The organism is Nocardioides aestuarii (assembly GCF_039527245.1).
GTDB lineage: Bacteria > Actinomycetota > Actinomycetes > Propionibacteriales > Nocardioidaceae > Nocardioides > Nocardioides aestuarii.
Genome location: NZ_BAAAJT010000002.1, coordinates 1,468,145 through 1,494,320, shown reverse-complemented (window position 1 = coordinate 1,494,320; position 26,176 = coordinate 1,468,145). Strand labels below are relative to the sequence as shown.

Annotated in this window: 28 protein-coding genes and 1 tRNA gene; 14 read left to right on the top strand and 15 right to left on the bottom strand. The window is 73.1% G+C overall.

What is annotated here, in order from left to right; translation table 11 throughout:
- Positions 1–70 precede the first annotated feature (70 nt).
- Entirely contained in the window at positions 71–1,207 is a 1,137-nt protein-coding gene (nagA, locus tag ABD091_RS07665; protein WP_343917028.1) for an N-acetylglucosamine-6-phosphate deacetylase, read from the top strand.
- 55 nt (positions 1,208–1,262) lie between these two features.
- Here nagA and ABD091_RS07660 read toward each other — a convergent pair whose 3' ends face one another.
- The gene (locus tag ABD091_RS07660) at positions 1,263–2,540 is read right to left on the bottom strand and encodes a TolB family protein (protein ID WP_343917026.1); all 1,278 of its coding nucleotides are present in this window, start codon (positions 2,538–2,540) and stop codon (positions 1,263–1,265) included.
- Positions 2,541–2,829: 289 nt separating this feature from the next.
- Between ABD091_RS07660 and ABD091_RS07655 the strand changes: the two genes are divergently transcribed.
- Both ABD091_RS07655 and ABD091_RS07650 read left to right on the top strand, forming a co-directional pair.
- Positions 2,830–2,967 carry a hypothetical protein gene (locus ABD091_RS07655; protein WP_343917024.1) on the top strand — a complete coding sequence of 46 codons (138 nt, stop codon included), beginning with the start codon at positions 2,830–2,832 and terminating at the stop codon, positions 2,965–2,967.
- Between the two features lie 116 nt (positions 2,968–3,083).
- The gene (locus ABD091_RS07650) at positions 3,084–3,224 is read left to right on the top strand and encodes a hypothetical protein (protein ID WP_343917022.1); all 141 of its coding nucleotides are present in this window, start codon (positions 3,084–3,086) and stop codon (positions 3,222–3,224) included.
- Here the strand turns inward: ABD091_RS07650 and ABD091_RS07645 are convergent.
- The 5 genes from ABD091_RS07645 to ABD091_RS07625 are packed head-to-tail and all read right to left on the bottom strand — an operon-like array spanning position 3,202 to position 8,517.
- Positions 3,202–4,251: a serine hydrolase domain-containing protein gene (locus tag ABD091_RS07645; protein ID WP_343917020.1), complete on the bottom strand. Its 1,050-nt coding sequence runs from the start codon at positions 4,249–4,251 to the stop codon at positions 3,202–3,204. The genes ABD091_RS07650 and ABD091_RS07645 overlap by 23 nt on opposite strands.
- Entirely contained in the window at positions 4,248–5,879 is a 1,632-nt protein-coding gene (pgm, locus tag ABD091_RS07640) for a phosphoglucomutase (alpha-D-glucose-1,6-bisphosphate-dependent) (RefSeq protein WP_343917018.1), read from the bottom strand. Before pgm ends, ABD091_RS07645 begins: the two co-directional genes overlap by 4 nt.
- Before the next feature lie 39 nt (positions 5,880–5,918).
- The gene (locus tag ABD091_RS07635; protein ID WP_343917016.1) at positions 5,919–6,866 is read right to left on the bottom strand and encodes an oxidoreductase; all 948 of its coding nucleotides are present in this window, start codon (positions 6,864–6,866) and stop codon (positions 5,919–5,921) included.
- Positions 6,863–7,669, bottom strand: coding sequence for a maleylpyruvate isomerase family mycothiol-dependent enzyme (locus ABD091_RS07630; RefSeq protein ID WP_343917014.1), 807 nt, complete (start codon positions 7,667–7,669; stop codon positions 6,863–6,865). The genes ABD091_RS07635 and ABD091_RS07630 overlap by 4 nt, the downstream gene beginning before the upstream one ends.
- Complete coding sequence (locus tag ABD091_RS07625) at positions 7,666–8,517, bottom strand: NAD(P)-dependent oxidoreductase (protein WP_343917012.1); 852 nt, start codon at positions 8,515–8,517, stop codon at positions 7,666–7,668. Before ABD091_RS07625 ends, ABD091_RS07630 begins: the two co-directional genes overlap by 4 nt.
- Positions 8,518–8,573: 56 nt before the next feature.
- On the opposite strand from ABD091_RS07625, the gene ABD091_RS07620 reads away from it, so the two are divergent.
- Entirely contained in the window at positions 8,574–9,320 is a 747-nt protein-coding gene (locus ABD091_RS07620) for a YqjF family protein (RefSeq protein WP_343917010.1), read from the top strand.
- A 50-nt stretch (positions 9,321–9,370) separates the two neighbouring features.
- Here the strand turns inward: ABD091_RS07620 and ABD091_RS07615 are convergent, their stop codons facing one another.
- Together ABD091_RS07615 and ABD091_RS07610 are read right to left on the bottom strand one after the other, a co-directional pair.
- Entirely contained in the window at positions 9,371–9,583 is a 213-nt protein-coding gene (locus ABD091_RS07615; RefSeq protein WP_343917008.1) for a DUF6458 family protein, read from the bottom strand.
- Positions 9,584–9,721: 138 nt separating this feature from the next.
- Positions 9,722–11,611 carry an acyl-CoA dehydrogenase gene (locus tag ABD091_RS07610; protein WP_343917006.1) on the bottom strand — a complete coding sequence of 630 codons (1,890 nt, stop codon included), beginning with the start codon at positions 11,609–11,611 and terminating at the stop codon, positions 9,722–9,724.
- Positions 11,612–11,804: 193 nt separating this feature from the next.
- Here ABD091_RS07610 and ABD091_RS07605 point away from each other — a divergent pair, with 193 nt between their 5' ends.
- From ABD091_RS07605 to ABD091_RS07595, 3 genes are all read left to right on the top strand, one after another.
- Positions 11,805–12,263 carry an RrF2 family transcriptional regulator gene (locus tag ABD091_RS07605; RefSeq protein ID WP_343917004.1) on the top strand — a complete coding sequence of 153 codons (459 nt, stop codon included), beginning with the start codon at positions 11,805–11,807 and terminating at the stop codon, positions 12,261–12,263.
- Between the two features lie 84 nt (positions 12,264–12,347).
- A complete protein-coding gene (locus tag ABD091_RS07600) occupies positions 12,348–12,857 on the top strand; it encodes a SigE family RNA polymerase sigma factor (RefSeq protein WP_343917002.1) in 510 nt (169 codons plus the stop codon).
- Between the two features lie 11 nt (positions 12,858–12,868).
- A complete protein-coding gene (locus ABD091_RS07595; RefSeq protein WP_343917000.1) occupies positions 12,869–13,612 on the top strand; it encodes a hypothetical protein in 744 nt (247 codons plus the stop codon).
- A 5-nt stretch (positions 13,613–13,617) separates the two neighbouring features.
- On the opposite strand, the gene ABD091_RS07590 is transcribed toward ABD091_RS07595, so the two are convergent.
- Genes ABD091_RS07590 through ABD091_RS07575 form a run of 4 tightly spaced genes read right to left on the bottom strand, consistent with a single transcriptional unit; the run spans position 13,618 to position 17,097 of the window.
- A complete protein-coding gene (locus ABD091_RS07590; RefSeq protein ID WP_343916998.1) occupies positions 13,618–14,265 on the bottom strand; it encodes a DUF2461 domain-containing protein in 648 nt (215 codons plus the stop codon).
- On the bottom strand, positions 14,262–14,861 hold the full coding sequence (locus tag ABD091_RS07585) for a DUF2238 domain-containing protein (RefSeq protein ID WP_343916996.1): 600 nt from the start codon (positions 14,859–14,861) through the stop codon (positions 14,262–14,264). Before ABD091_RS07585 ends, ABD091_RS07590 begins: the two co-directional genes overlap by 4 nt.
- Positions 14,862–14,880: 19 nt before the next feature.
- Positions 14,881–15,957 carry a hypothetical protein gene (locus ABD091_RS07580; RefSeq protein WP_343916994.1) on the bottom strand — a complete coding sequence of 359 codons (1,077 nt, stop codon included), beginning with the start codon at positions 15,955–15,957 and terminating at the stop codon, positions 14,881–14,883.
- On the bottom strand, positions 15,958–17,097 hold the full coding sequence (locus ABD091_RS07575) for a papain-like cysteine protease family protein (RefSeq protein WP_343916992.1): 1,140 nt from the start codon (positions 17,095–17,097) through the stop codon (positions 15,958–15,960).
- Between the two features lie 193 nt (positions 17,098–17,290).
- On the opposite strand from ABD091_RS07575, the gene ABD091_RS07570 reads away from it, so the two are divergent.
- Positions 17,291–17,704, top strand: a complete 414-nt coding sequence (locus ABD091_RS07570; protein ID WP_343916990.1) for a hypothetical protein — start codon at positions 17,291–17,293, stop codon at positions 17,702–17,704.
- 90 nt (positions 17,705–17,794) lie between these two features.
- On the opposite strand, the gene ABD091_RS07565 is transcribed toward ABD091_RS07570, so the two are convergent.
- Positions 17,795–17,870, bottom strand: a tRNA-Gly gene (locus tag ABD091_RS07565).
- Between the two features lie 28 nt (positions 17,871–17,898).
- Positions 17,899–18,681, bottom strand: a complete 783-nt coding sequence (locus ABD091_RS07560) for an SGNH/GDSL hydrolase family protein (RefSeq protein ID WP_343916988.1) — start codon at positions 18,679–18,681, stop codon at positions 17,899–17,901.
- 37 nt (positions 18,682–18,718) lie between these two features.
- Here ABD091_RS07560 and dcd point away from each other — a divergent pair, with 37 nt between their 5' ends.
- The 6 genes from dcd (at position 18,719) to ABD091_RS07530 (ending at position 24,318) form a co-directional block, all read left to right on the top strand.
- Positions 18,719–19,294 carry a dCTP deaminase gene (dcd, locus tag ABD091_RS07555; RefSeq protein WP_343916986.1) on the top strand — a complete coding sequence of 192 codons (576 nt, stop codon included), beginning with the start codon at positions 18,719–18,721 and terminating at the stop codon, positions 19,292–19,294.
- A 102-nt stretch (positions 19,295–19,396) separates the two neighbouring features.
- The gene (locus ABD091_RS07550; RefSeq protein WP_343916985.1) at positions 19,397–20,449 is read left to right on the top strand and encodes an iron-siderophore ABC transporter substrate-binding protein; all 1,053 of its coding nucleotides are present in this window, start codon (positions 19,397–19,399) and stop codon (positions 20,447–20,449) included.
- A complete protein-coding gene (locus ABD091_RS07545) occupies positions 20,446–21,480 on the top strand; it encodes a FecCD family ABC transporter permease (protein ID WP_343916984.1) in 1,035 nt (344 codons plus the stop codon). The genes ABD091_RS07550 and ABD091_RS07545 overlap by 4 nt, the downstream gene beginning before the upstream one ends.
- Positions 21,477–22,526, top strand: a complete 1,050-nt coding sequence (locus ABD091_RS07540; RefSeq protein WP_343916982.1) for a FecCD family ABC transporter permease — start codon at positions 21,477–21,479, stop codon at positions 22,524–22,526. Before ABD091_RS07545 ends, ABD091_RS07540 begins: the two co-directional genes overlap by 4 nt.
- Complete coding sequence (locus tag ABD091_RS07535; RefSeq protein ID WP_343916980.1) at positions 22,523–23,368, top strand: ABC transporter ATP-binding protein; 846 nt, start codon at positions 22,523–22,525, stop codon at positions 23,366–23,368. Before ABD091_RS07540 ends, ABD091_RS07535 begins: the two co-directional genes overlap by 4 nt.
- Positions 23,365–24,318, top strand: a complete 954-nt coding sequence (locus tag ABD091_RS07530) for a siderophore-interacting protein (protein WP_343916978.1) — start codon at positions 23,365–23,367, stop codon at positions 24,316–24,318. The genes ABD091_RS07535 and ABD091_RS07530 overlap by 4 nt, the downstream gene beginning before the upstream one ends.
- A 5-nt stretch (positions 24,319–24,323) precedes the next feature.
- Here the strand turns inward: ABD091_RS07530 and ABD091_RS07525 are convergent, their stop codons facing one another.
- Entirely contained in the window at positions 24,324–26,174 is a 1,851-nt protein-coding gene (locus ABD091_RS07525) for a CocE/NonD family hydrolase (RefSeq protein ID WP_343916976.1), read from the bottom strand.
- Positions 26,175–26,176: the final 2 nt, after the last annotated feature.

Genomic DNA, 26,176 nt, shown 5'->3' with positions numbered 1-26,176 from the left:
CACGCAGACCGCGGCTCCTCCCGTGCCTAGCATGGCCAGCCCGTGCCCGAGACCGGTGAGGAGGAGCAGCATGGCGCCGAGAGCCGAGGGGCTCGTCCTCGCCGCGCGACGCGTCATCACCACGGAGAGCACCTTCGCTCCCGGGTGGCTCCACGTGTCGGGCGGTCGCGTCGATGCAGTCGGGGCGGGCGAGCCACCCCGCACCGCCGACCTCGACCTGGCGGGCACGGTGGTGCCGGGGTTCGTGGACACCCATGTGCACGGCGGCGGCGGTGCGGCGTTCGACGGGGGACACCCCGACGCCGTGGCCCGGGTCGTGGCAGCGCACCGCGCCCACGGCACCACCACCCTGCTGGCCAGCCTGGTCACGGACACGGTCGAGGGGCTGGCGGCCTCCTGCGAGCGGCTCGCCGCACTTGTCGACGATGGTCTGGTCGCCGGCATCCACCTCGAGGGCCCGTGGCTCGCGCCCGGCCAGCGGGGGGCCCACAACGCCGGCCTCCTGCGCGAGCCGACGCCGGCCGACGTCGACCGGCTGCTCGAGGCCGCCCGCGGCCACCTGCGGATGGTGACGATGGCGCCCGAGCTGGGCGGCGCCGACGACGCCGTACGCCGGTTCGTGGCGGCCGGCGTGGTCGTCGCGATCGGCCACACCGACGCGACGTACGACCAGGCCCGGAGGGCGCTCGACGCCGGAGCCTCGGTCGGGACCCACCTGTTCAATGCCATGCGGGGCCTCCACCACCGCGAGCCCGGACCCGTCGCGGCCCTGCTCGAGCACCCGGACGCCTGCGTCGAGCTGATCTGCGACGGCGTGCACGTCCACCCCGCGATGCTCGGCCTGGCCGCGGCTGCCAAGCCGCAGCGCACGGTCATCGTCACCGACGCGATGGCCGCGGCCGGTGCGGCCGACGACGACTACCGACTGGGCGGGCTGGACGTCACGGTGCGCGACGGCGAGGCGCGGCTGCCCGACGGGACCATCGCCGGCTCCACGGCGACGATGGCCGGGTCGGTGCGCTTCGCCGTGCACGAGGCGGGGCTGTCGCTGGAGGACGCCGTCCGCGCCGCGACCGCGACGCCCGCGGCGCTCCACGGCCTCGGCGACGTCGGCGCGCTGCGTCCCGGCGCCCACGCCGACCTCGTCGTCCTCGACGACGACCTCGCCGTCACCCGCGTCATGCACCGGGGCGCCTGGCTCACCTGAGCGCGCGTGCGCCCCAGCGTGCGCCATGGCGCACGCTGGGGCACACGACACCAGGTCAGCGGTGCCAGACGAGGACCTCGCGCTGGTCCTGGGTGTCGCCGGGGACCAGGTTGTCGGCGTAGGTCTGGAACGAGACCGCGGTGCCGGTGCGGTTCACGACGACGTCGTTGGCGCCGTTCTGCCGGTTGCCGCCGGTGCCGTCGGCCGCCTGCGAGACCCGGATGGTGGTCCGCTCGCGCAGGTCGGTCAGGAAGGCGTCGACCTTGCCCTCGTCGTCGCCCGCGACCAGGTTGGACGCGTCGGAACCGAAGGCGACGAACCGTCCCGTGCGCGAGAGGCTCGGCAGGAAGCTGTGGTCGTTGCCGACCTTGTTCACCCGAACGATCCGCCCGGACGCGAGGTTGACGCGGTAGACGTCGGTCGCCTTCCCGTTCTCGCCGGGGAGGTCGGTCGCGCAGCTCGCGAACGCCGCGAACCTCCCGTTGCCGGAGATCGCCGGGCGACCCGCGCTTCCGCTGGGGAACGGCTGGCACGGCGGGCTGTCGGGCTCCTGCCAGAAACGGGTCGTACGCCGCGCCGCGGTGTCGCGCATCCACAGGTGGTTGGCGTCACCGAAGGTGACCCGGGTTCCGTCGTCGGAGATGCCGCCGACGAGCACGGACCCGCGGACGTCGCGGTTGGTGTTCGGGAGCAGTGAGACCTGCGTCGTGCGGCCGGCCTCGAGGTCGCGGACGTAGACGTCCTCCTTGCGGTCGTCGTCCTTGATGCCGAACGACCCGAAGGTCTGGAAGGCGACGAAACGGCCGTCGCCGGAGATCACGGCGTCGACGGTCGACCGGTCGCGCTGGAAGCCGGCCGTGGTCTGTGAGACCAGCTCGATGTCGCCCGTGCCGAGGTCGGCGACGACGGCGTCCAGCTCGGAGCCGTTGGTGTCCTCCGCGCCGGTCAGGTCGGTCGCCCAGGTGATGAAGGCGACCCGCTGGCCGTCGGCGGAGATCGTCGGGTTGGCGCTGAAGTCGTTGCCGGGGTGGCCGTCGCGCTGGCTCACCAGCGTCGTCGTCCCGGCGACGGTGTCGCGCACGTAGACGTCCTCGATGCCGTTGTCGTCGGAGGCGACGAGCGGGGCGTCGGTGGCGAAGACCGTGCGGGTGCCGTCGGCGGAGGTCAGCTGGCCGGTGCCGCTGCCGCCGCTCGAGAAGGGCAGCTGCTCGCCGGTGCCATCGACGACGGCGACCTGCTCGAGGTGGCTGGTCGTGCCGGCCAGCGCCGGCGCGGCGAGGGTCGCGAGGGCGAGGGCCGCGAGGCCGGCGCCGAGGGTGCGGTGGTGCGTCATGTCGGTTCCTTGGGTCGGGTGGTGCGAAGTCGATGTCCACCCCAGTACGCCGCCGGCTGCCGCCGAGTTGCGACGGCCGACGACCGGTCTGGACCGCCTGCGTCGCAGGCGTCCCGTCCCGGGCGACCGGGCTCGGGACAGTGATCGGGACGCCGGTCCCTGTCCGGGGGACAGCCCCGGCTGGCTGACTTGGAGCCGCGATCAAGTGCGCTTCAAGTGGAGCGCAAGCGGTCACCGGTCTGCTGGGTCCACCGGCACACCGCCGGCCACACCGACACAGGAGCACGAGATGACCATCACCACCCGCCACCGCACCGCCGAGCGGCAGCGTCGCGCCCGCACCAGGGCGACCCTCGCGACCCGCCCGATCGTGCCGAGTCGCTACTCGGCCCAGCTCGAGGCGCTCGCGATCCTGCGACGCGCATGACCCCCGAGCCGCCGGACGCCCCCCGCGTCCGGCTCCCCGACGAGGCCGGTCCCGGATGATCCCGGGACCGGCCTCGTGCTGTGTATCACCGTGAGGACGCCCCGCTCCTCGACCACATGACCATCACGACCCGCCACCGGACCGCCGCCCGTCGCCGCCGAGCGAAGACCCGCGCCACACTGGCCGCCCGGCACGAGCTCCCGACCAGCCGCTACACCGCGCCGTTCGAGGCGCTCACCCAGATGCGGATCCGCTGACCGCCTGCCACACCGCGTCGCCGCGGTCGTGGTCGCCCAGCCCGCGGGTGACGTAGGCGGCCGCACAGCCGTCCACGAACGACCACCAGCCCGAGCAGCCACCGGCGCCACCCATCCCGAGGTCGTCGTCGTCGACCTGGAACCCCAGGGTCCACGTGACCTCGCGGTCGAGCAGCCGGTCGTGGCCGCGTGCCGCCGCCGAGACGTACGCCGTGTGCAGCTCGGACCCGAGCCGCTCCCGGACCGGTCCGCCCATCAGGTCGGCGTAGAACCGGGCCAGGCCACGGGCGCTCGCGTGCAGCGCGATCGCCGGGAAGCTGCAGCGCCGGAACCGCTCGCCGTTGAGGACCGCCGGGTCGAGCAGGCCTGCCGGCCGTGCCATCGCCGGACCCCACCGCGGGTCCTCGGTGTAGACCTCCGGCCAGCCCGCCAGCGGCACGACGTCGGCCACCCGCGCCAGGTCGTCGGTCGCCACCCGCAGGTGGAGGTCCCAGCCGTGCTCGTCGGCGATCGTCGCGAACCGGTCGGCGAGGTCGTCGCCCGTGGTCCGGCGTACGAGCGCGTCACAGAGGTGGCCGTAGGTGAGCGCGTGCTCGGCCACGGCCGCTCCGGGCTCGTGGTCGGGAACGGCGCCGGCGAGGGAGTCGCTCAGGCCGGCGACGTCGTCGAAGGCCAGGTCGGCTGCGGCCTCCGGGAAGGAGGGGACGCCGGCCGCGTGGCTCAGGACGTGACGCACGGTGGTCGCGCCCTTGCCGTGGTCGGCGTAGCCGGGCCAGACCTCCGCAACCCGTTGGTCGAGCCGGAGGTCGCCGGCCGCGACGACGTCGAGCACGGTCAGGGCCGCCAGCGGCTTGGCGACCGAGTAGGTCATCACCAGGGTGTCGGGCGTCCAGGGCGAGCGGCCGTCGCGGGTGCCGACCTCGTGCTCGACGAGCACGTCGTCCCCGCGCAGCACGCACACCGCTCCTCCGGGCTCACGGCCCGATGCCGCCCAGTCGTCGAGCAGCCGGACGAGCGGCTGGCTCATCCGAGCGCCGCCGACACCACCTCGCGCGCCTCGGCCTGGACCTGCGCGAGGTGGTCGGGACCCTGGAAGCTCTCGGCGTAGATCTTGTAGACGTCCTCCGTGCCGCTCGGCCGGGCCGCGAACCACGCGCTCTCCGTCGTCACCTTGAGGCCACCGATCTTCGCGCCGTTCCCGGGTGCCTCGGTCAGCCGGGCGGTGATCGGCTCGCCGGCGAGCGACGTCGCGGCGACGTCGTCGGGAGACAGCGCCGCGAGCTTCGCCTTCTGCGCCCGGTCGGCGGGGGCGTCGACGCGCGCGTACGCCGGGTCGCCGTGCTCGGCGACGAGGTCGGCGTAGTGGGCGCTCGGCGACTTCCCGGTGCGCGCGAGGATCTCGCTGGCCAGCAGGCACAGCAGGATCCCGTCCTTGTCGGTCGTCCACACCGAGCCGTCGCGGCGCAGGAACGACGCGCCCGCCGACTCCTCGCCGCCGAAGCCGAAGGAGCCGTCGATCAGTCCGGGGACGAACCACTTGAAGCCGACCGGAACCTCGACGAGCGGCTTGCCGAGCCCGGCAGCGACCCGGTCGATCATCGAGCTCGACACCAGGGTCTTGCCGATCCGCGCGCTGTCGGGCCAGCCGGGCCGGCCGCCGCCGAAGAGATAGCCGATCGCGACGGCGAGGTAGTGGTTGGGGTTCATCAGCCCGGCGTCCGGTGTGACGATGCCGTGGCGGTCGGCGTCGGCGTCGTTGCCGGTCGCGACGTCGTAGTCGTCCTTCCGCGCGATCAGCGAGGCCATCGCGTAGGGGGAGGAGCAGTCCATCCGGATCTTCGCGTCCCAGTCGAGCGTCATGAACCGCCACGTCGGGTCGACCGTCGGGTTGACCACGGTCAGGTCGAGGCCGTGCCGCTCGCTGATCGCGCCCCAGTAGTCCACGCTCGCGCCGCCCAGCGGATCGGCGCCGATCCGCACCCCCGCGTCGCGGATCGCGTCGAGGTCGAGCACGTCGGTCAGGTCGTCGACGTAGGAGCCCATGAAGTCATAGCGTCCGGCGCCGCCCACGTCCGCGACGCGGCGTACGTCGGCGAGGCCGCCACGCATCAGCTCGTTGGCGCGCGCGGCGATCACGCTCGTGGCGTCGGAGTCGGCGGGACCGCCGTGGGGCGGGTTGTACTTGAAGCCGCCGTCGCTGGGCGGGTTGTGGCTCGGGGTCACGACGATGCCGTCGGCGAGCCCGCTGCCCGTCGTACGCCCGCCGTTGGCCCGCAGGATCGCGTGGGAGACCGCCGGGGTGGGCGTGTAGCCGTCGCGGCTGTCGACCAGGACCTGCACGTCGTTGGCGAGCAGCACCTCCAGCGCCGACACCCAGGCCGGCTCGGACAGGGCGTGGGTGTCGCGCCCGATGAACAGCGGGCCGTCGTAGCCCTGCTCGCGCCGGTAGTCGCAGATCGCCTGGGTCGTCGCGAGGATGTGGTGCTCGTTGAACGAGGTCTTCAGCGACGTCCCCCGGTGACCGCTGGTGCCGAAGGCGACCTGCTGGTCGACGTCCTCGGGATCGGGGACCCGGTCGTGGTAGGCCGCCAGCAACGCGGACACGTCCACGAGATCGGCGTCAGTGGCAGGGGTTCCGGCGCGTGGGTCGACCATGCCCTCATCCTGCCGTCTGGTGGCCGGATGACAAGGGGATCACGGCCAGGCCAGGCCGACGGCCTGCTCGCTGACCTCCCACAGTCTCGCCTGGAGGTGCTCGTCGCGGGCGCGACGGCTGCAGCCGACCAGCCGGGGGAGACCGCGGAGCTCGCGGAACCCGCCCGGGCCGCAGTAGGTGCTGCCCGGGATGTCGGCGGTGGCGGCCATCAGCAGGGGCAGGGCCCCGTCGGCCGCCGACTGGGACACGGCGCGGTTGGCGCCGTGGACGATCGAGGCGACCGGACCGCCGAGGCCGCCGGTCTGACCGTTGACGACGAGGTGGGTGCCGGCGTAGCCCGGGTGGGCCGCCGTGGCGACCACCGGGAGGTCGGCGTGACGCAGCCGACGGTCGAGCTCGAAGGTGAAGAGCAGGTTGGCCAGCTTGGTCCGGGCATAGGTCTGCCAGCGCTGGTAGTGGCGTGTCGCCGGGGCGCGAGGGTCGTCGACGGGCGCCGCGTTGGCGACCCGGTGCATCAGCGAGGACACCGCCATCACGCGTCCGTCTCCGCTCTCGACGAGCTGGGGCAGCAGCAGGCCGGTGAGCAGGAACGGCCCGAGGTGGTTGGTCGCGAGCTGGAGGTCGAAGCCGTCGACGGTGCGCCGCGGCGGTGTCGCCATCACGCCGGCGTTGTTGACCAGGCAGTGGATCGGGCCGTACGCCGCCGCCTCGGTCGCCGCGCCTCGGACGCTCGTGAGGTCGGCGAGGTCGACCACCAGCGTCGCCGTGTCGGCGCCCGGCACCTCCCGCTCGATGGCGGTGACCGCCTCGTCGAGCCGCGACGACGTCCGGCCGGACAGCACCACGCTGCCCCCGCGCCGCGCGAGCTCGAGCGCGACGTGGAAGCCGAGCCCGCCCACGGTGCAGCCGGTGACGAGCGTCCGCCTGCCGGTCTGGTCGGGGAGGTCGTGCAGGTCCCAGGTCAGGTCGGTCCTCAGGTCGGTCACGGGGTGACTGCCAGCCCCTCCAGCACGCGTCGGCCGAGGTCGGCGTCGCCGCTCACGGCGACGGCACCCGGCTCGGGCTGGCGGCGCCCGCCGGCCAGGAGGATGAACGACTCGCGGTCCATCGCGAGGCACGCGGTGCGGTCGCCCGGGACGCCGACGGGACGTGCGCGGCCGTCGTCGCCGACCTGCACGGCGGTCGGGGCGTGGCCGGCGATCTCGAGCACCACGGAGGTGCCGACGGGGGCCCCGACCCGCTTGCCGACGACGAAGCCCAGGCTCTCGGCGAGGTAGTCGGCCGTGTGGACCGCCGCCGGCCCGTCGAGGTTGCCGGGACGACCGAGGGCGCGGCGTACGTCCTGCTCGTGCATCCAGAGGTCGAGCGGGCGGTTGCGCAGCAGCCGCTGGGTGTCCCACCCGATCAGCCCGAAGACGCCCGGTGCCGGCGCGGCCGGGTCGGTGGGCGGGTCCGCGAGCAGCGCGGTGTGGCGGGTGGTCGCGGAGGAGCGGAGCTCGTTGATCAGCTCGTCGGGGGTGCGGTCGCGGCGGACGACGACGCCCTCCTCGGTGAACTGGCCCATCATCCCGCGGACGTGGGCCGGCTCGCCGATGTCGACCGGCTCGTGCTCGGCGCCGGCGAGCAGCGCCTCGAGGTGGGCGGAGTGGGCGGCGACGGCGTGGACGTCCCAGCCGGGGAGGTCGGTCGCGGTCGACCAGTCCTCGCCCGCCACCTCCTCGAGGAGCGACGAGAGGTCCTCGACCGCCTGCCACCAGACCTGGACCCAGGACGTCAGCTGATCGCTCATGGCCGGAGCCTAGTGAGGACCGACGTCAGGTCGGTCAGCGCCCGGGCCTCCTCGGGTGAGAGCTCCGCGAGGTCGGTCGCGGCCAGCCGGCGGTAGACCGCGGCCATCCCCTCGAAGAGCTCGCCGGAGGCGCCGGCAGCGGCCTGGGTGGCTGCGATCTGCTCCATCTCGCCGACGAACCGGTGGGCCTTCGTCGTCGAGACCGCGATCCGACGACCGACGCCCGGCACCTGCTCCGGGAAGGCCTCGGCGAGGTCGTCGAGGACGACGTCGAGGACGCCCGACGCGTGGGCGGTCTGCAGGGCCTGCGCCCACAGGGCGGTCGTGCCCTTGTAGACCGAGGCCGTGCACATCTTCACCCCGGACGCGGCGCCGACCGCGTCGCCGACGACGCGGGTGCGGATCCCGTCGGCGGGAAGCGCGGCGACCTCGGCTGCCCGTCCGCCGCTCAGGTAGACCATGGTGTCGTCGCCCGGCTCCGGTGGCCCGCCGCTGATCGCGCCGTCCACCAGGTCGAGCCCGTACGACGCGGCGCGGTCGGCCAGCCCGCGGACCGTCTCGGGCGAGACCGCGTTGAGGTCGGCGAGCAGCGGCCGGTGGTCGCCGACCACGGCCAGGACGTCGTCGAGGACCGTGGCGGCGTGGGCCGGCGGGCAGACGCTGACCACGAGGTCGGCGCTGCGGACGACGTCGGCCAGCGACGGCAACAGCTCCAACCCGTGGGCCAGCCCTCGCGTCCGCTCGCTGCGGCCGTCGACGGTGGCGACGACGCGCGCACCGCCCGCCGCCCAGGCCCGCCCGAGCGCCGAGCCCATCGCGCCCGGCGAGATGATCCCGATCGTCGTCACCTGGTCCAGCCTAGGTGGGCGTGGCCGGTCGAAGGTCTCGGATACGCTCGGTGGGGATGCGTGACCCGGAGCCGCTCTCGCCCGAGGCGCCGGACCTGACAGGTCCGGTGATCATGAACCAGGACTGGCGCGACCTGACGTTCCTGCACTGGGCGGTGGACCCGGCCGAGGTGGCCGACCGCATGCCGCCCGGTGTCCGGCCCGACACACTGGACGGCGTCACGTACGTCGGCCTGATCCCCTTCCGGATGGTCGACGCCGGCATCGGCCGTGGCCCCGGGGTGCCCTGGTTCGGGACGTTCCTCGAGACCAACGTCCGGCTCTACTCCGTGGACGGCACGGGACGCCGCGGGATCGTCTTCCTCAGCCTCGACACCGACCGCTCGGCGGTCGTGGCCGGCGCCCGCGCAGCCTTCGGGCTGCCCTACCGGTGGGCCCGGATGCGCCACTGCCGGGACGACGCGACGCACACGTACGACGCGCAGCTGCGCGGTCGCCACGGCGCGACCAGCCACGTGGCGATCCGCGTCGGACCACACCGTGCGGCCACTGCGCTCGACCACTTCGTCAGCGACCGCTGGGGGTTGCACACCCGCTGGTTCGGCCGCACCCTCTACGTCCCGAACCGGCACGAGTCCTGGCGGATGCAGGAGGCCGAGGTCGTCGCGCTCCACGACGGACTCATGGGCTCTGTCGGCCTGGGCCACCTCGCCCACCGACCCCCCGACCACGTCGCCTTCAGTCCCGGCGTCCACACGGAGTTCGGGCTGCCGGCCGACGCCCGGCGGCCCCGCGGAGGCTGACGGTCGGGGACCGCCGTGGGGGGACGTGGGAGCGCTGCCGGCTCAGGGCATCACATCTGGCGGCGCTCCTCGACGTGCTTGGTGCGCGAGCGCTGCTGGTTCATGACCAGGGCGAGGACGAGCGCCAGCGCGCCCATGATCACGCAGATCCAGCCGATGGTGCCGGCCTCGACGTTGGAGGTCACGGCCTCCGGCAGGTCGATCGCGCCGGTCACGAGGATGAGGCCGATCACGAGCAGCACGATTCCCACACCGATACCCATGTCACTCCTTCGTCGCAGGTCCCCGCCCGTCCGAGCCTAGCGACCGGTGACCGGGTTGTGGGGGAACGACGACGCCCCCGCCCGGAGCGGGCGGGGGCGTCGTACGCGACGCGTCAGGGACGCAGGATCAGAACAGGATCAGAACGCGGCCTCGTCGAGGTCCATCAGCGAGAGGTCGGTCGCCTCGGCGATCTTCCGCTCGGCCGTGAGCCTCGGCAGGTTGTGCTGCGCGAAGAACTGCGCGGCCGCGACCTTGCCCTCGTAGAAGTGCTGGTCCTTCTCCGACAGCTCGCCGCCCAGCTTCTGGAGCGCCACCTCGGCGCCGCGGAGCAGCAGCCACGCGCAGACGACGTCGCCGAGCACCATCAGCAGGCGGGTGGTGTTGAGGCCCACCTTGTAGATGTTGCGCAGGTCGCCGTTCTCGGCGGTGGCGTCGGCCGACATCAGGTCGTTGATCATCAGGCCGACCAGCGCGTTGGCGTCGCCCAGCGCCCGGCCGAGCAGCTCGCGCTCGGTCTTGAGGCGGCCGTTGCCGGCCTCGGAGGCGATGAAGCCCTCGATCTCCTTCGCGAGGTGGCCCAGCGCGCGGCCCTGGTCCTTGACGATCTTGCGGAAGAAGAAGTCCTGGCCCTGGATCGCGGTGGTGCCCTCGTAGAGGGTGTCGATCTTGGCGTCGCGGACGTACTGCTCGATCGGGTACTCGGTGAGGAAGCCCGACCCGCCGAGGGTCTGCAGCGACTCGGTGCCGAGCAGCACCCACGAGCGCTCCGAGCCGTAGCCCTTGACGATCGGGAGCAGCAGGTCGTTGACGGCCATGGCGAGCCTGGCCTCGTCGCTGTCCGTGGTGCCCTCGTGCTCGGCGACCTGGACCTTGTCCTGCCACGTCGCGGTGTAGAGCACCAGGCTGCGCATCGCCTCGGCGAAGGACTTCTGGACCATCAGCGAGCGGCGTACGTCGGGGTGGTGGGTGATCGTGACGCGCGGCGCGGTCTTGTCGGCCGCCTGGGTCAGGTCGGGGCCCTGGACGCGCGACTTCGCGTAGTCGAGGGCGTTGAGGTAGCCGGTCGACAGCGTCGCGATGGCCTTGGTGCCGACCATCATCCGGGCGTTCTCGATGACCTGGAACATCTGGGCGATGCCGTCGTGGACCTCGCCGAGCAGCCAGCCCTTCGCGGGCTCGCCGCCGCCGACCGACGGGTCGCCGAAGGTGACCTCGCAGGTGTTGGAGACCTTGATGCCCATCTTGTGCTCGACGTTGGTGACGTAGGCACCGTTGCGCTCGCCGGTCAGCTCACCGGTCTCGTGGTCGAAGTGGACCTTCGGGACGATGAAGAGCGACAGGCCCTTGGTGCCGGGGCCGCCGACGCCCTCGACGCCGACCGGGCGGGCCAGCACGAGGTGGATGATGTTCTCCGAGAGCTGGCTCTCGGCGCTGGTGATGAAGCGCTTGACGCCCTCGATGTTCCAGGAGCCGTCGTCGTTCTGCGTCGCCCTGGTGCGGCCGGCGCCGACGTCGGAGCCCGCGTCGGGCTCGGTCAGCACCATGGTGGTGTTCCAGCCCTTCTCGACCATGATCTGGGCGATGCGCTTGTCGCGCTCGTTGCCGTTGCGGTGGACCACGCCGGCGAACGACGGGCCGGCGGCATACATCCAGATGGGGGCGTTGGAGCCGAGCACCATCTCGCCGATCGCCCAGTTGAGCGAGGAGGGGGCGGGGGTGCCGCCGAGGTCCTCGACGACCTGGAGCCGCCAGTACTCGGCGTCCATCCACGCCTGGTAGCTCTTCGCGAAGGACTCGGGGACCGGCGCGGTGTTGGTCTTCGGGTCGAAGACCGGCGGGTTCTGGTCGCTGTCCTCGTAGGACGCCGCGAGGTCCTCGCGGGCGAGCCGGTCGACCTCGGAGAGGATGGCGCGAGCGGTCTCGGAGTCGATCTCGGCGAAGGGGCCCGCGCCGAGGACGTCGTCGCGGCCGAGCACCTCGAAGAGGTTGAACTCGATGTCGCGGAGGTTGCTCTTGTAGTGGCTCACAGCTCCACCTGTTCGTTCGTGGGAGACGTTGGTCGGTGTCCGGTTACTGAGTAGTTGTACTCACCGGTAACAACGAGTATCGCCGTCCGGGGTCACGCACGCAAGCGATCTGCCCGGTCCGGTGCCGCGGCGCGGCTGGCCGGACCGTGTGGTGTGACCCGGCCCACCGTCACCCGTCTGACAAGATGGCGCCATGCGCGTCTCCGCCAAGTCCGACTACGCCCTCCGGGCGCTGATCGAGATCGCGCGCGAGACCGAGCGCTCGGCCATCAGCGCCGAGGAGCTCGGACGCCGCCAGGACATCCCCCACGGGTTCCTGCAGGCGATCCTCGCCGACCTGCGCCGGGCGGGGGTCGTGATCTCCCAGCGCGGCCAGTCCGGCGGGTGGCGGCTCGCGCGTGCCGCCGACTCGGTCTCGGTCGCCGACGTGATCCGGGCCGTCGACGGCCCGCTGGTCTCGGTCTACGGCCTGCGGCCCGAGGCGGTGGAGTACAACGACGAGGCGGCCGTGCTCCAGCACGTCTGGATCGCCGCCCGACGCTCGCTGCGCGACGTCTTCGAGCACGTCACCATCGCCCAGCTCGCGGTCGGCGAGCTGCCGGGAGAGGTCACCTCGCGCACCGCCGACGAGGACGCCTGGCAGCCTCACTGAGGGGTTCGTCGGCGTCACCGCGTGACGTACCCGGCTTCTCGCGCGTCATAGGGGTGACGCACGACGGCGAGAGGGACGGCGGACATGGCAACCGGTGACGACGCGGACTTCGCGGAGTTCGCCCGCGCCCGGGCGGGACAGCTCTACCGCTCCGCGTTCCTGCTGTGCGGCGACCGCCAGCTCGCCGAGGACCTCGTGCAGGAGACCTTCGCCAAGGTGTACGTCGCGTGGCGCAAGCGGCTGGCCGCGCCGATCGACAACCCCGCGGCCTACGCCCACACCACGCTGGTACGCACCCACATCAGCGCCCGCCGCCGGCGGAGCAGCACCGAGCGGCCGTCCGACCGGTTGCCGGAGCAGCCGGCCACGGGTCCCGACAGTGCGCTGCGACTGACCCTCACCCAGGCGCTGGCCCGGCTCGAGCCGAGCGACCGCGCGCTGCTCGTCATGCGCTACCTCGACGACGTCAGCGTCGCTGACACCGCCGAGGCACTCGGGATCTCCTCCGGCGCGGTGCGCAACCGGAGCCTGCGCGCCCTGGACCGGATCCGACCACTGCTCGGTGACGTCACCTTCGCCGAGCTGCACGCCTGAGAGGCCTCGCCATGACCGATCCGCACCAATACTTCACCGAGGCGACCGCCACGCTCGAGCCCGACGTCCAGGGCCTGGTCGCCGGCGGCCTCCGCCGAGGCCGTGCGCGACGCCGACGCCGCCAGGTGCTCACCACCCTCGCGTCGGGGGGAGCGGTGGCGGTGCTCGCCCTGGCGTCCGTCGGCGTGCCCCAGCTGCTCCGCTCCGAGGCCCCCGTGCAGCCGGCCGGGGGAGGTGGCGGCGCCACGGAGTCCGCGCAGGAGGAGCCGACGCCCTCGGGGGTGGCGCCCGAGCCAGCCCAGCCGCGGACCCTCGCCGTCACGCCCGGGCAGGTGCCCGGGGTCGTCGCCGACGTCATCGGCGGCGACGTCGAGACCGTCATGGCCTACCCGGGGGATCGGGACGGGGTCGTCGCGCACTTCCGGTGGGACGGCGCCTACACCACGGTCTTCGTCGACGGCTTCCTCGAGGACCGGGCGCCGCTGGCCGAGTGCCGTGCCACGGCCGCGCAGGGCATGCAGTGCTCCTCGTTGCCGGACGGATCGGCCGAGCGGCAGTGGCAGGAGCAGCAGCCGGCCGCGGACGGCGGCACGACCGGGCGTGGGCTGTCCCTCTTCACGGTCGACGGCTGGGCACTCGAGGTCATCTCCTACAACGCGGCGGAACCCAAGTCATCGGTGCAGACGTCGCCCGAGCCGCCGATCAGCTTCGACCAGATGCGGCAGGTCGTCACCAGCGACGCGTGGTTCGCCTGAGTCGTTCAGGTGCGGGAGTGCTCGGCGCACCACTCGACCAGCGGCCGCAGCGCACGCCAGTCGTCGCGCACCCGCTCGAGCAGGCCGGGCCCGATGTCGTCGGCCTCGAAGCCGTAGCGCCGCCCGGCCATCAGCTGCTTGTGGCGCAGCAGCTCGATGCGCGGGTGGTCGGCGTCGTAGCCTCGGGGCGACGTCTTGAGCTTCTCGCCGCTGATCTCGAAGCCCTCGGCCTCGAGGTCGGCGACGATCTTCTCCAGCTGCGGCCCGAAGCGGTCGTGGGCGACGGCCTCGCGCATCGCGGAGAGCCGCGGTCCCGACGCCTCGTAGTAGCCGGCGCCGACGCGGGTGCCGCGCGCCGAGATCTCGACGTACCAGCCGGTCGACTCGCCGGCGGGGACGAACGCGCCCTGGTGGGTCTTGTAGGGCGTCTTGTCCTTGGCGAACCTGACGTCCCTGTGGGGCCGGAAGACCTTGACGCGCAGCCCGGGCTGGGCGAACTCGGGCTCCAGCGAGGCGACCAGCGCCTGCATCGGCGCCCGGACGTCGCGGTCGTAGGTCGCCTTGTGCTCCTCCCAGAACGTCCGGGAGTTGTCCATCTCGAGGTCGTCGTAGAAGTCGAGGGCGCTGACGGGGAAGCCGGCGAAGTCGGTCACCCCGCCACGATAGGTCGCTCCCGTCGAGCCACCAGCGGCGCGTAGACCGCCGTCGCGACGACCGCGCCGGTGAAGTTCGAGCAGAAGTCGAGCATCGTGTTGTCGTAGCCGCCGACCCCGTTGGCCATGGTGAGCGAGATCAGGAACTCCATGAGCTCGTTGAGCGAGCTGATGCCCAGCGCGATCAGCACCGCGCTGACCGCGACCGCGACGTCGTGGCCGCGGATCGCGAACACGTGGCGCAGGACGTGGTGCGACATCATCGCGACCAGGCCGTAGAGATAGCCGTGGACGACCTGGTCGTACTTGAGGACGTAGAAGTCGCCGCCGCGGTCGATGAACGGGACGAGGTGCTGGGCGAACAGCACGTGGTCGCCGATCTCGACGGCCCCGCCGAGGACGTGCATCAGGCCCCAGATCGAGAAGCCCCAGAGCATCCACGTCGGCCACTGCGCCGTCCGCTGCGCGCGGAGCACCCCGCCGAGCAGGACGACGATCACGAGGACGTAGATGACGAACTCGCTGTTCGCCGTGCGCAGGAACCAGACGCTGCCCGCAGCCAGGTAGAGCGCGGAGAACGCGATGACCGGCTTCATGGGCGGACGCTACCGCCCGTCAGGGCAGGCGTGCCGTCACCTGCTCGTCGCCCTCGTTCGTGTACGCCGTGATCGTGAGGTCGCTGCCACCGCACCGCGGCTCGGAGAGGAAGGCCCTCCCGGTCGCCTCGGTCTCGTAGACGACCTCGGTGGTGCCGCCCTCCACGTCGACCCGCAGCAGCCGTGCCGGGTCCTTGCTCCGCTGCGGGTCGCGCACGACGTACGCCGCGTCGCCGCACCAGGTCAGCGAGCCGGTGGTGCCGGGGCCGAGCTCGACGGGCCCGCCACCGCTGTCGACGAAATAGCTGCCGGCCTCGATCCGGCGCTCGTTCGCGACCTCCCCCCAGATGGCGAACGTCTCGGACACGACGGCCTCCCAGCCCCGGCACTCGGCGACGCCGGCCAGGGGCGAGAACTCGCCGCCCTCCAGCCGGTTGAGGGTGCGGCAGGAGGGGCGGCCGTCGTCGAAGGTCATCGCGGAGATGCCGGCCGGGCCGACGTCGAGGTTGGAGATGCCGTGGCGCGGCGGCACGCACGGACCCTGGCTGCTGCGGCCTGCCACCAGGTCGACGACCCCGAGGCAGTAGTCGCGGCCGCGGGTGGCCGTGCTCGCGAGGAGCCCGGACCCGAGGGCGAAGGAGCCGCCGACACCGGGCTCGACGTCCGCGTCGACCTCGCGGCCCCGGCGGAGGTCGACGACCGTGACGTCGTTGGGCCTGCCCGCCTGGTCGTGCTCGGCGACCACGGCGGCGTACTGCCCGTCGATGAGGGCCTCGCTGATGCTGAAGCCGGCTGGCGCCTCGACCGTGCGGGACCGTGGGCCGTCGAGGGTCGCGGACCCGCCGTCGGCCGCGACCGTGAGGGTCCAGCGCCCACTGACCGTGACGACGTCGTCGACGGAGCCGGCCACCGGCTGCCAGTCGAGGGCAGCCGGCGGGTCGCTGCTCGGCTCACTCGAGGGTGTCGGCTCGTCCGTGGTCGGCTCCTCCGACGGCGTGCTGCTCCCGGTCGGCTCCGGTGGTGCCGGCTGCTCCTCGGTGCAGCCGCTCAGGGCCAGGGCCGCGACGAGGCCGAGCGCGGTGAGCCGGGCGCGCACTCAGACCCCGATGTTCTGGTGGGGGTGGGCCTTGTTGGCGCGGAAGCTGTTGTAGGCGCGGCGCCACTGCACGCGGGCGATGTAGGGCTCGGAGGGGTCGAACCGCTGCTGGTTCCACGGCTCGAAGTAGCCGATGAGCCCGGGCTTGCGGCCGTTCTTGTCGTAGCCGCGGCCGACCTGGAAGTGCCCGGAGGCGTCGTCGTCGAGGTAGGGGTAGAACTTCTTGAGCAGGATCGGGTGGAGCACCAGCGGCGCGCGGTAGTCGTGGACGTGGCGCAGCTGCAGCAGCATCCACTGCTTGAACTTCCAGTCGGAGATGTCGAGCACGACGTACTTCCCCGCTCGGTCCGCGCGGTCGTAGCCGGTCGAGCCGTTGACGACGCGCACCATCTCGGAGATGGCCGAGCCACTGGTGGTCGTGCCGAGGCGGCGTGCCCAGTGCTGCTGGGTCTTGCGCTGCTTCTGCCAGCCCCACGCGATCGACTGCATCGTGCCGGGGCCGCACCAGTAGGTGCGACGCTGGGCCCGGATGTGCTTCGGGTTCAGGACCGTGTCCCGCCTCGGGTAGTCCTTGAACCCCTTCGCGGCGGCGCTCGTCGCAGCCGCCCGGGCCTGGGGATGGCGCTCCGAGAACCCGTCGGGCAGCGGCTCGCCGAGGATCTCGTGGCGGAGCATGACGACCTTCGCGACGCTGCGGGCCGCTTCCTCGAGCTCGGCGCGCTCGGCCTCCTCCCGTTGGGCGGTCGGCATCGCCGCGCGCTGCGCCAGCAGGTCGGAGGTGGTGAGGTCGCCGGTCGTCTCGACCGCCCGGCGCCGGCCGGCCCGCTCGGTGGTGATCCTGGCCTGCTCCTCCGCGGCGGTCCGGGTCGTCCAGCCGATGCCGAGGCAGTAGCGCTGCTCCTCGAACACCGCGCACCGCACCTGCCCCTCCTCGGCGAGCGCGCGCTCGATCTCGGCGCGGGGGGCGTACGCCGGCTCGGCGGCGGGGGTCAGCGACCCCTCGTCGGGATCACCGCGCTCGGGAAGCAGCAGGGCGCCGACGAGGACCAGCGAGAGCAGGGCCGCGCTTGCCAGCACGGCGCGCTGGCGGGGTCCGATCTGGGTCAGGGAGGAGGTCGGGTCGGTGGGGTGCCGAGACATCAGGATGCTCAATCCGTCCGGGGAAGGGGACACCCCACTGTCCCCATAGGTCACAAAAATCGCAAGAGTCACACCGACGCCGCACCCGCCGACCCCCACTGGGCCGGCACGCACCCCTCAATTCTGAGGGTTGTGAGGGACTGCGGCCGGGAGGAGCGTGGCCAGGGACGAACTTCCGAGCTGAGGAGCGAACATGAACCGAGGTGTCATCCGTGTCGCGACCGTCGGAGCGGCTGTCCTGACCGCGCAGCTGCTGGTGGCGACCCCCGCCCAGGCCACCGTCCACGAGATCGTGGGGCAGTGGTGCTCCGGCCACGATCCGTTGGGCCCGCCGGGCATCAGTGGCGGCAGCAAGGCGGACAACGTGGCCAAGCCGCTGTTCGCCAACGGCTTCATCGGCGACCCGGTGCCGTTCGATCCCGAGGGCGATCAGCCTGCGGGGCTGCTGATCCCCTTCAACTACCAGCTGCCGGCGTCGAAGGTCGTCGGGACCGGGGTGTACTTCGCCATCGACACGACCCCCGCGGGGCCGCTGTACATCGAGGCGATCGCTCCGGACCCGACCTTCCCGGCTTTCCAGCGCTGCCCGCGCCTGGCCACCGGCTGAGGGGGATCGTCGGCCACCTGTGACACGCCCGACGTGCGGCGTGTGCATGAGGCCTGCCCGGAGGTAGTGCTCAGGCACACGAGGCAGTCGTGGAGCGGATGACGAGACTCGAACTCGCGACATCGACCTTGGGAAGGTCGCGCTCTACCAACTGAGCTACATCCGCACTGGTGCGCGCACAGGCTACCCGACGCTCAGATCGGTTGCAGGGTGGGTCGCTTGGGCTCGACGTCGTCGCCGGAGGAGCGTCCGGTGAGGCGGCGGCGGACCCACGGCACGGCGTGGCGGACCAGCCAGTCGACGTCGGCGCGGCGGCCGGCCTTGAAGGGCGAGTCGCCGATCGCGCCGGTCGGGTCCGTCGCGTCGAGGTCGTGGGGGACGCCGAGCGTCGTGAGCACCTCCGCGGCGACGGCGCGGTGTCCGAGCGGGCCGAGGTGGAGCCGGTCTTCCGACCAGAGCAGCTCGGGGTGCTCGGGCCGCATCCGCCAGGAGTCGAGGACCACGGCGCCGTGGCCCTCGGCGATCTCCCGCACCCGCTCGTTGTAGAGCGCGAACCGGCCCCGTAGCCGGCCGAACGGGCCGCCCGCGCCGGGATCGAAGGCGGTGAAGACCCCGAGGGTGGCGCCGGTGGCGGCGAGCCGGCCCAGCGCCGCGTCGTACGTCGAGGCGAGGGCGTCGATGTCGATGCGCGGCCGGATCAGGTCGTTGCCGCCGGCGTAGATGGTCACCAGGTCGGGCTCGAGGGCGATCGCGGCGTCGAGCTGCTCCTCGAGGATCGGGCCGAGCAGCCGGCCGCGCACGGCGAGGTTGGCGTAGCGGAAGTCGGGGTCCTGGAGCGCCAGCACCTCCGCGACCCGGTCGGCCCAGCCGCGCAGTCCGTTGGGGCGGACCGGATCGGGGTCGCCGACCCCCTCGGTGAAGGAGTCGCCGAGGGCGACGTAGCGGCGGAACACGGGGGAGGAGGCCGGTGCGGACACGCAGCAGATGCTGCCAGAGGCGGGGTAGCCTGCCGCCGTGCTGCTCAGCGACCGCGACATCCTGGCCGAGATCGACGGTGGGCGGATCACGCTCGACCCCTGGGACGAGGCGATGATGCAGCCGTCGAGCATCGACGTGCGGCTCGACCGCTACTTCCGGGTCTTCGACAACCACAAGTACCCCTCGATCGACCCGGCCGCCGACCAGTCCGACCTGACCCGCGTGGTCGAGACGGCGGGCGACGAGCCGTTCATCCTCCACCCGGGCGAGTTCGTCCTGGGCTCGACGTACGAGACCGTCGGCCTGCCCGACGACATCGCCGCCCGCGTGGAGGGCAAGTCGTCGCTGGGCCGGCTCGGGCTGCTGACGCACGCGACCGCCGGCTTCGTCGACCCCGGCTTCACCGGCCACGTGACGCTCGAGCTCGCCAACGTCGCGACGCTGCCGATCAAGCTCTACCCCGGGATGAAGATCGGCCAGTTCTGCTTCTTCCGGCTCTCGTCACCGAGCGACCACCCCTACGGCTCGGAGAAGTACGGCTCGCGCTACCAGGGGCAGCGTGGTCCCACGGCGTCGCGCTCGTTCACGAACTTCCACCGCACCTCGATCTGAGGACTGCCGTTCCGAGGGGTGGGCACCCGTCTGTCCGGAGGAGGCAATAGTTAGGTTAGCCTTACCCAAGTAAGGCATACCTAACTGGAAGCGAGCATCCTCATGACGTGTGTCCGTCGCCGGACGACGCTGGCCCTCGCGGCGGCCCTCGTGGTCCCCGCCCTCGCCGCGTGCAGCACCGGCTCGACCTCGGCGGCCGACACCGGGTCGGGTGCAGCTGCACCCGTCGCCGAGTCCACCGCCGACGCGAACGCGTTCCCCGTCACGATCGAGCACGACCTCGGCGAGACCACGATCGAGGCGGAGCCGCAGCGCGTGGTCACCCTCGGCTGGACCGACCAGGACCTGGTGCTCTCGCTGGGGGTCGTTCCCGTCGGCGCCACCAAGCTGACGTGGGGAGGCAACGACGCCGGCTCCTCCGACTGGTTCGACGCCGCGCTCGAGGAGGTCGGAGGCGAGCAGCCGGTGCGCCTCGACGACACCGACGGCACCCCGATCGACGAGGTCGCCGAGCTCGCACCCGACGTCATCCTGGCGACCAACTCCGGCATCACCGAGAAGGACTACGCGAAGCTCTCGAAGATCGCGCCCGTCGTGGCCTACCCCGAGGCTCCGTGGGTCACCTCGTGGGACACCTCGCTCGACATGGTCGGCGCGGCGCTCGGTCGCTCCGAGCTCGCCGACGAGGTCGCGGCCGACACCGAGCGGGTGATCGCCGACGCCCGTGAGGCCTACCCGCAGCTCGAGGGCACCTCGGTCGTCTTCGCCTACCTCACCGCCGCCGACCTCTCCACCATCGGCATCTACGGGGCCGAGGACAACCGGGTGCGCACCCTGACCGAGTTCGGCATGACCAACGCCCCGATCGTGGAGGACGTCGTGAAGCCGGGTCAGTTCTACGGCAGCATCTCGGCCGAGCGCGCCTCCTCCGTCGACGCCGACGTCCTGCTGACCTACGCCGAGACCGAGGACGACCTGCAGACCTTCGCCGACGACCCCCTGCTCGGTGAGATCCCCGCGATCAAGGACGGCCACGCCTACGCCGAGGTCGACAAGCACGTCGGCCTCGCCATCACGAACCCCTCGCCGCTGTCGATGCCCTGGATCGTCGAGGAGTTCCTGCCCCACGTCGCGGACGTCGCGCCGCAGTCGTGACCCTCACCGCCGAGACGCCGGCCACCCGGTACCCGCGCGCCGCGGGTGCCGGGCGGTCGCGGGGACCCCTCGGCGTCGTCGCGACCGTGGTCGGCGTCCTCGCGGTGGCCACGGTGCTGTCGGTCTTCGTCGGCTCGCGCCCCGTCCCGCCGGCCGCGTTGTTCGACCCCGCCCACCCGCTCCACGCGGTGGCGGCCGCCCGGGTGCCGCGCACGCTGGTCGCGCTCGCGGTCGGGGCGGCGCTGGGTCTCGGCGGCGCCTGTCTCCAGGGCCTGACCCGCAACCCGCTCGCCGACCCGGGCATCCTCGGCATCAACGCCGGCGCGTCCTTCGCGATGGTGCTGGCGATGGGGACCTTCGGGATCTCCACACTGTCGGGCTTCCTCGGCTTCGCCTTCGTCGGCGCGGGCGTCGCGATGGTCGTCGTCCACGCGATCGCCGCGTGGGGGCGCGAGGGCGCGACGCCCGGCCGGATCACCATCGCCGGCGCCGCGGTGACCGCCGCGCTCGGCAGCCTCACGACGGCCGCCCTCCTCGTCGACCGCGAGACCATGGAGGCCTTCCGCTACTGGCAGGTCGGCACCGTCGGCGGCCGCGACCTCACGGCGCTCGGGACGGTGCTGCCGTTCCTCGGCGTCGGCGCCCTGCTCGCCGTTCTCAGCGCGCGGCGCCTCGACGCGCTCGCGCTCGGTGACGACCTCGCGTCCGGCCTCGGTGCGCGCCTCGCCTGGAGCCGCGCGGTCGTCGGCGTCGCGTGCGCCCTGCTCGCCGGCGGCGCCACGGCCCTGGCCGGGCCGATCGCCTTCGTCGGACTGCTCGTCCCGCACGCCGCGCGCCTGCTCGCCGGCCCGTCGTACGCGCGGGTGCTGCCGCTCTCCGCGCTCCTCGGCGCCGCGCTGGTCGCGCTCGCCGACACCCTCGGCCGCGTCGTCCTGCCGCCGACCGAGGTCCAGGTCGGGATCATGACCGCGCTCGTGGGCCTCCCGGCGTTCCTCTGGCTGCTGCGACGGGGGAGGTGGGGAACCGCATGACCGCGGTGCTCGTCCCCGAGGACCTGGCTGACCGGACGGAACGGGTGGAGCGCGCCCGCCGTGCTCCCGTACGCCGCGAGCGGCTCGTCGTGGCCGTGCTCTCCGGCGTGCTCCTGCTCGTGGTCGCGGCGCGCGTGCTCCTCGGCGACTTCACCGTCACCATCCCCGACTTCGTCCGGATCCTCGCCGGCGCCGACATCCCCGGCGCGACCTTCATCGTGATGGAGTCCAAGCTCCCGCGCGCGCTGCTCGGCGTGACGGTCGGGCTCTGCCTCGGCGTCGCCGGCGCGATCTTCCAGTCGTCGCTGCGCAACCCGCTCGCGAGCCCCGACATCATCGGCGTCAGCATGGGCGCGAGCGCCACCGCGGTCTTCGGCATCGTGGTCCTCGGTGTCGGTGGCGCCGACCTGTCGCTGCTCGCCGTCGCCGGCGCGCTCGCCGTCGCAGCCGCGACCCGGTGGGTCGCCGGTCCCGCCGGCGGCCAGCGGCTGGTGCTCGTCGGGGTCGGGGTCGCCGCGGTGCTGGCCTCGGTCATCCAGTATCTCTTCACCCGCGCCGACGAGTGGGACGCCCACGTCGTCCTGCGCTGGCTGACCGGCAGCCTCCAGCAGGCCGACTGGCCGACGGTCCGCTGGCTGGCGCTCGCGCTCGTGGTGCTGCTGCCGCTCACCGCGTGGCAGGCCCGCGACCTGCGGGTCACCGAGCTCGGCGCGGACACGGCCGCGGGGCTCGGCGTCTCGCCGCGGCGTACGGACCTGATGCTGGCGACCGGCGTGGTGCTGGTGTCGGTCGCCGTGGCTGCCGCGGGTCCCGTCGCGTTCGTCGCCTTCACCGCAGGACCGGTGGCCCGTGCGCTCTGCGGCGGCCGGACCTCCCTCGTCGCCGCCGGCCTGGTCGGCGCGTGCGTGGTGGTCGGGGCCGACTACGTCGCGGACTACCTCCTCGCCGACGTCAACGTCCCGGTCGGCGTCGTCACCGGTGCCGCCGGCGCGCCGTTCCTGCTCTGGCTGCTCGCCAGCGGCCGTACCGGAAGGAGGGCGGCATGACCGCTCCCAGCTCCCGCCTCGCCACCCGCGACCTCACGCTGGGCTACGCCGACCGTACGGTCGTGCGCGAGCTCAGCCTCGACGTGCCCGACGGCGAGGTGACCGTGATCGTCGGCCCCAACGCCTGCGGCAAGTCGACGCTGCTGCGCGGGCTCGCACGACTGCTGCGGCCCAGCGGCGGCAGCGTGCTCCTCGACGGCGAGGAGATCCACCGGATGCCGACGGCCGCCGTCGCGCGCACCCTCGGGCTGCTGCCGCAGCAGCCGGTCGCGCCGGAGGGGATCACCGCGGCCGAGCTGGTCTCCCGGGGCCGCCACCCCCACCAGCGGCTGTTCCGCCGCTGGAGCCGCGAGGACCAGCAGGCCGTCACCGAGGCGATGCTGCTGACCGAGACCTACCCGCTGGCCGACCGGATGGTCGACGAGCTCTCGGGCGGCCAGCGGCAGCGGGTGTGGATCGCGATGGCGCTGGCCCAGCAGACCGAGCTGTTGCTGCTCGACGAGCCGACGACCTACCTCGACGTGACCCACCAGGTCGAGATGCTCGACCTCGTCGACGACCTCAACGCCACGCGCGGGACGACGGTCGTCATGGTGCTCCACGACCTCAACCTCGCCGCCCGCTACGCCGACCACCTCGTCGCCATGCGCGACGGCGAGGTCGTGGTCGCCGGCCCACCGGACGAGGTCGTCACCGCCGACACCGTCGGCGACGTCTTCGGGCTCGACTGCACCGTCGTGCCCGACCCGTTGACCGGCACCCCGCTGGTCGTCCCCTTCAGCCGCCGCAGCCAGCGCGGCGCCCGACCCGAGCTCCCCGCTCCCACCAGGAGGCCCGCGTGACCGCCGTGCTCGCCCCGCTGCCGATGATCCTCGACGAGGTCGAGGTCGTCTCCGTCTCCCGCCTGTCCACGAGCTTCGTCCGGATCGAGCTCGGCGGCGCCTGCCTCGCCGACCTCGGTCCCGACGGGCCGGTCCACGACCAGCGCTTCAAGCTGATCTTCCCCGGCGCCTCCGGTCGCGTCCCGGCGGTCACCGCCGCCGAGGACTGGTATGCCGCGTGGCTCGCGCAGCCGGAGGACGAGCGCGGCCACATGCGGACCTACACCGTGCGGGAGGTCCGTGGGGAGGGGGCCGACACCCGGCTCGTCGTCGACGTCGTGATCCACCCCGACGACCCCGCGAGCGGGCCGGGGGCTCGCTGGGCGTCAAGCGTCCGGGTCGGTGACCGGCTCGTGACGGTCGCCCCCCGCCGCGGCGTCGCCTTCGGCGGCATCGAGTTCGACCCCGGCAACGCCGGACACCTGCTGCTCGTCGGTGACGAGACGGCCGTGCCGGCGATCTCCTCGATCCTCGAGTGCCTGCCGGATGGCGCGCGCGGCACCGCGTTCCTCGAGGTCCCCCACGCCGACGACGTGCTCGACGTGGACGGCCCGGTCGGGGTCGAGGTCGTCTGGTTGCCGCGCGGCGGCGTACCCCTCGGCGAGCGGCTGCACGCCGCGGTCGTCGCGCACCTCGGCGTCCCCTCCCCGGCCGGCGCTGCGGACCGGACTGCGGACGACGTCGACGACCTCTGGGAGACGCCGACCTTCTCCTCCTCGGGGGAGCCACTGACCGGTGCCGGGGCCGCGCCTCGAGAGCTGGGTCCGCACGCGGACCTCTACGCCTGGATCGCGGGGGAGTCCGGCGTCGTGACCGCGCTGCGCCGCCACCTCGTGCGCGACCTCGGCATCGCCCGCCACCAGGTGGCCTTCATGGGCTACTGGCGCCGTGGCGTCGCCATGAGGGGCTGACCTCCTCAGCGGGTCGGCAGCGTGATCGTCGACGGGTGCCGCGGCGAGGTGTGGATCGTCAGCGGCACCAGGGTGGACGGCAGGTCCGGCACCGGCGGGAGCAGGTGGGGGACGTCGAAGGCCTGGACGCTGACGCGCAGCCGGTGGCCGGGCCGGATCGCCGCGCCGGTCGGGAAGACCTCGACGTCGACGGGGGCGACCTCGCCGTCGGCCAGCGGGGCGCGCGCCGTGCGCGTGAAGGGGTGCCACGGCTGGACGAGCGCGCCGTCGACGTAGGTGCTCCGGGCCCGGTCGAGCGCCCGGTGGGAGATCACCTGCCAGCCGCCGGTGAGCCGGTCGACCGTGCCGTCGGGTGCGACGTCCTCGACCGTCACCGACCACATCCCGTCGCCGCTCGGCGTCGAGGTGAAGAGCCGGGCGTTGATCGGACCCTGGATCCGCAGCGGTGAGGCCAGCGGCTCGGTCTCGAAGACGGCACCGGTGAGGTCGTTGAGCCGGTTGTCGCGCAGGCACGGGTTGTCGGCCCAGACCTGCTGCATGATCCCGGCGGTCCACTGGTTGGCCGACCGGGTGCAGAGCCCGCTGACCGGCACCGGCGGCAGGACGCTCTCGCCGGTCGTGACCTCGCCCTGCGTGAGCGAGCCCGGGGAGAGGGCCGGCACCGCGGACCCGGAGAGCCGGAGGGTGGTCGGCTCGAGGTCGCGGGCCAGCCACTGCCCCTTCGACACCCATCGGTCGGTGCCCTGCTCGTAGTAGGTCATCGGCGGGATGTCGGCGTCGAGCGCCGGGTCGGCCTTGCCGCGGACGTAGTGGTCGAACCAGCGCAGCTGCAGCTCGCTGAGCGTGCCGTAGCCGGCGTCCTCGAGCCCGGTCCCGGCCGAGCCCTGCAGGTGGTCCCACGGTCCGACGACCATCTTCACCGGCACGCCGCGCCGCCGCAGCGCGTCGAACACCATCGGGGTGCCGCGCTGGAAGAGGTCGTCCTGGCCGCCGACCAGGAAGGTCGGGACGTCGACCCGGTCGATCACCTCGATCGGCGAGCGGTCGCGGTAGAACCTCCCGTCGTACGCCGGGTCGCGGCCGAGCACGGCGTCGGTGAGCAGCGGGGCCGTGAAGGTCGTGGCAGTCATCAGCCGGTCGACCAGGGTCCCGAACCCGGACTCCGGCTCCTCCGCGCCGTACGCCGGGGGCACCAGGCCGGCGCCGGTCACGAGGCCGAGCCAGAGCGGGATGAATCCGACGTCGACCTGGCCGCCGGAGGCGACGACGTCGCGGTAGACGTCGGCTGCGGGGACCTGCGGGAAGATCGCCCGCAGCCCGGCCGGCTTGCGCGAGGCGGCGAAGAGCTGGGAGATGCCCATGTAGGAGGGGCCGGACATGCCGACCCGGCCGTTGCTCCACCGTCGCGAGTGGGCCCACTCGACCACGGCACCCGCGTCCTTCGCCTCGCGCCTGCTGAACGCGCCCCAGACCCCGCCGCTGCTGCCGGTGCCGCGGGCGTCGACCGTGAGCTGGGCGTAGCCGCGGCTGACGAGGTAGTCGGGCGGCGCGCCGGCGAGGCCGCCAGCCGCGCCGCCGGTCGCCGACTTGTTGTAGGCGGTGATCGTCACGATGACCGGGAGGCGACGGTCGACGGGTTCCCCGTCGGCGCCGGTCGGGAGGGTGAGGTCGCCGCGCAGGACGACCCCGTCGTCCATCGGGATCCGCAGGTCGGTGCGGGTCGTGCTGCCGTCGAAGCGCGCGGGTCGCGGCTGCCAGCCGGACTCGGCGGCGGCGCCCGCCGGCGCAGGCCCGGTCGCGACGAGGCCGGCGGCCACCAGCGCGACGGTGGTCAGGACCGTGATGCGTCTACCCATGA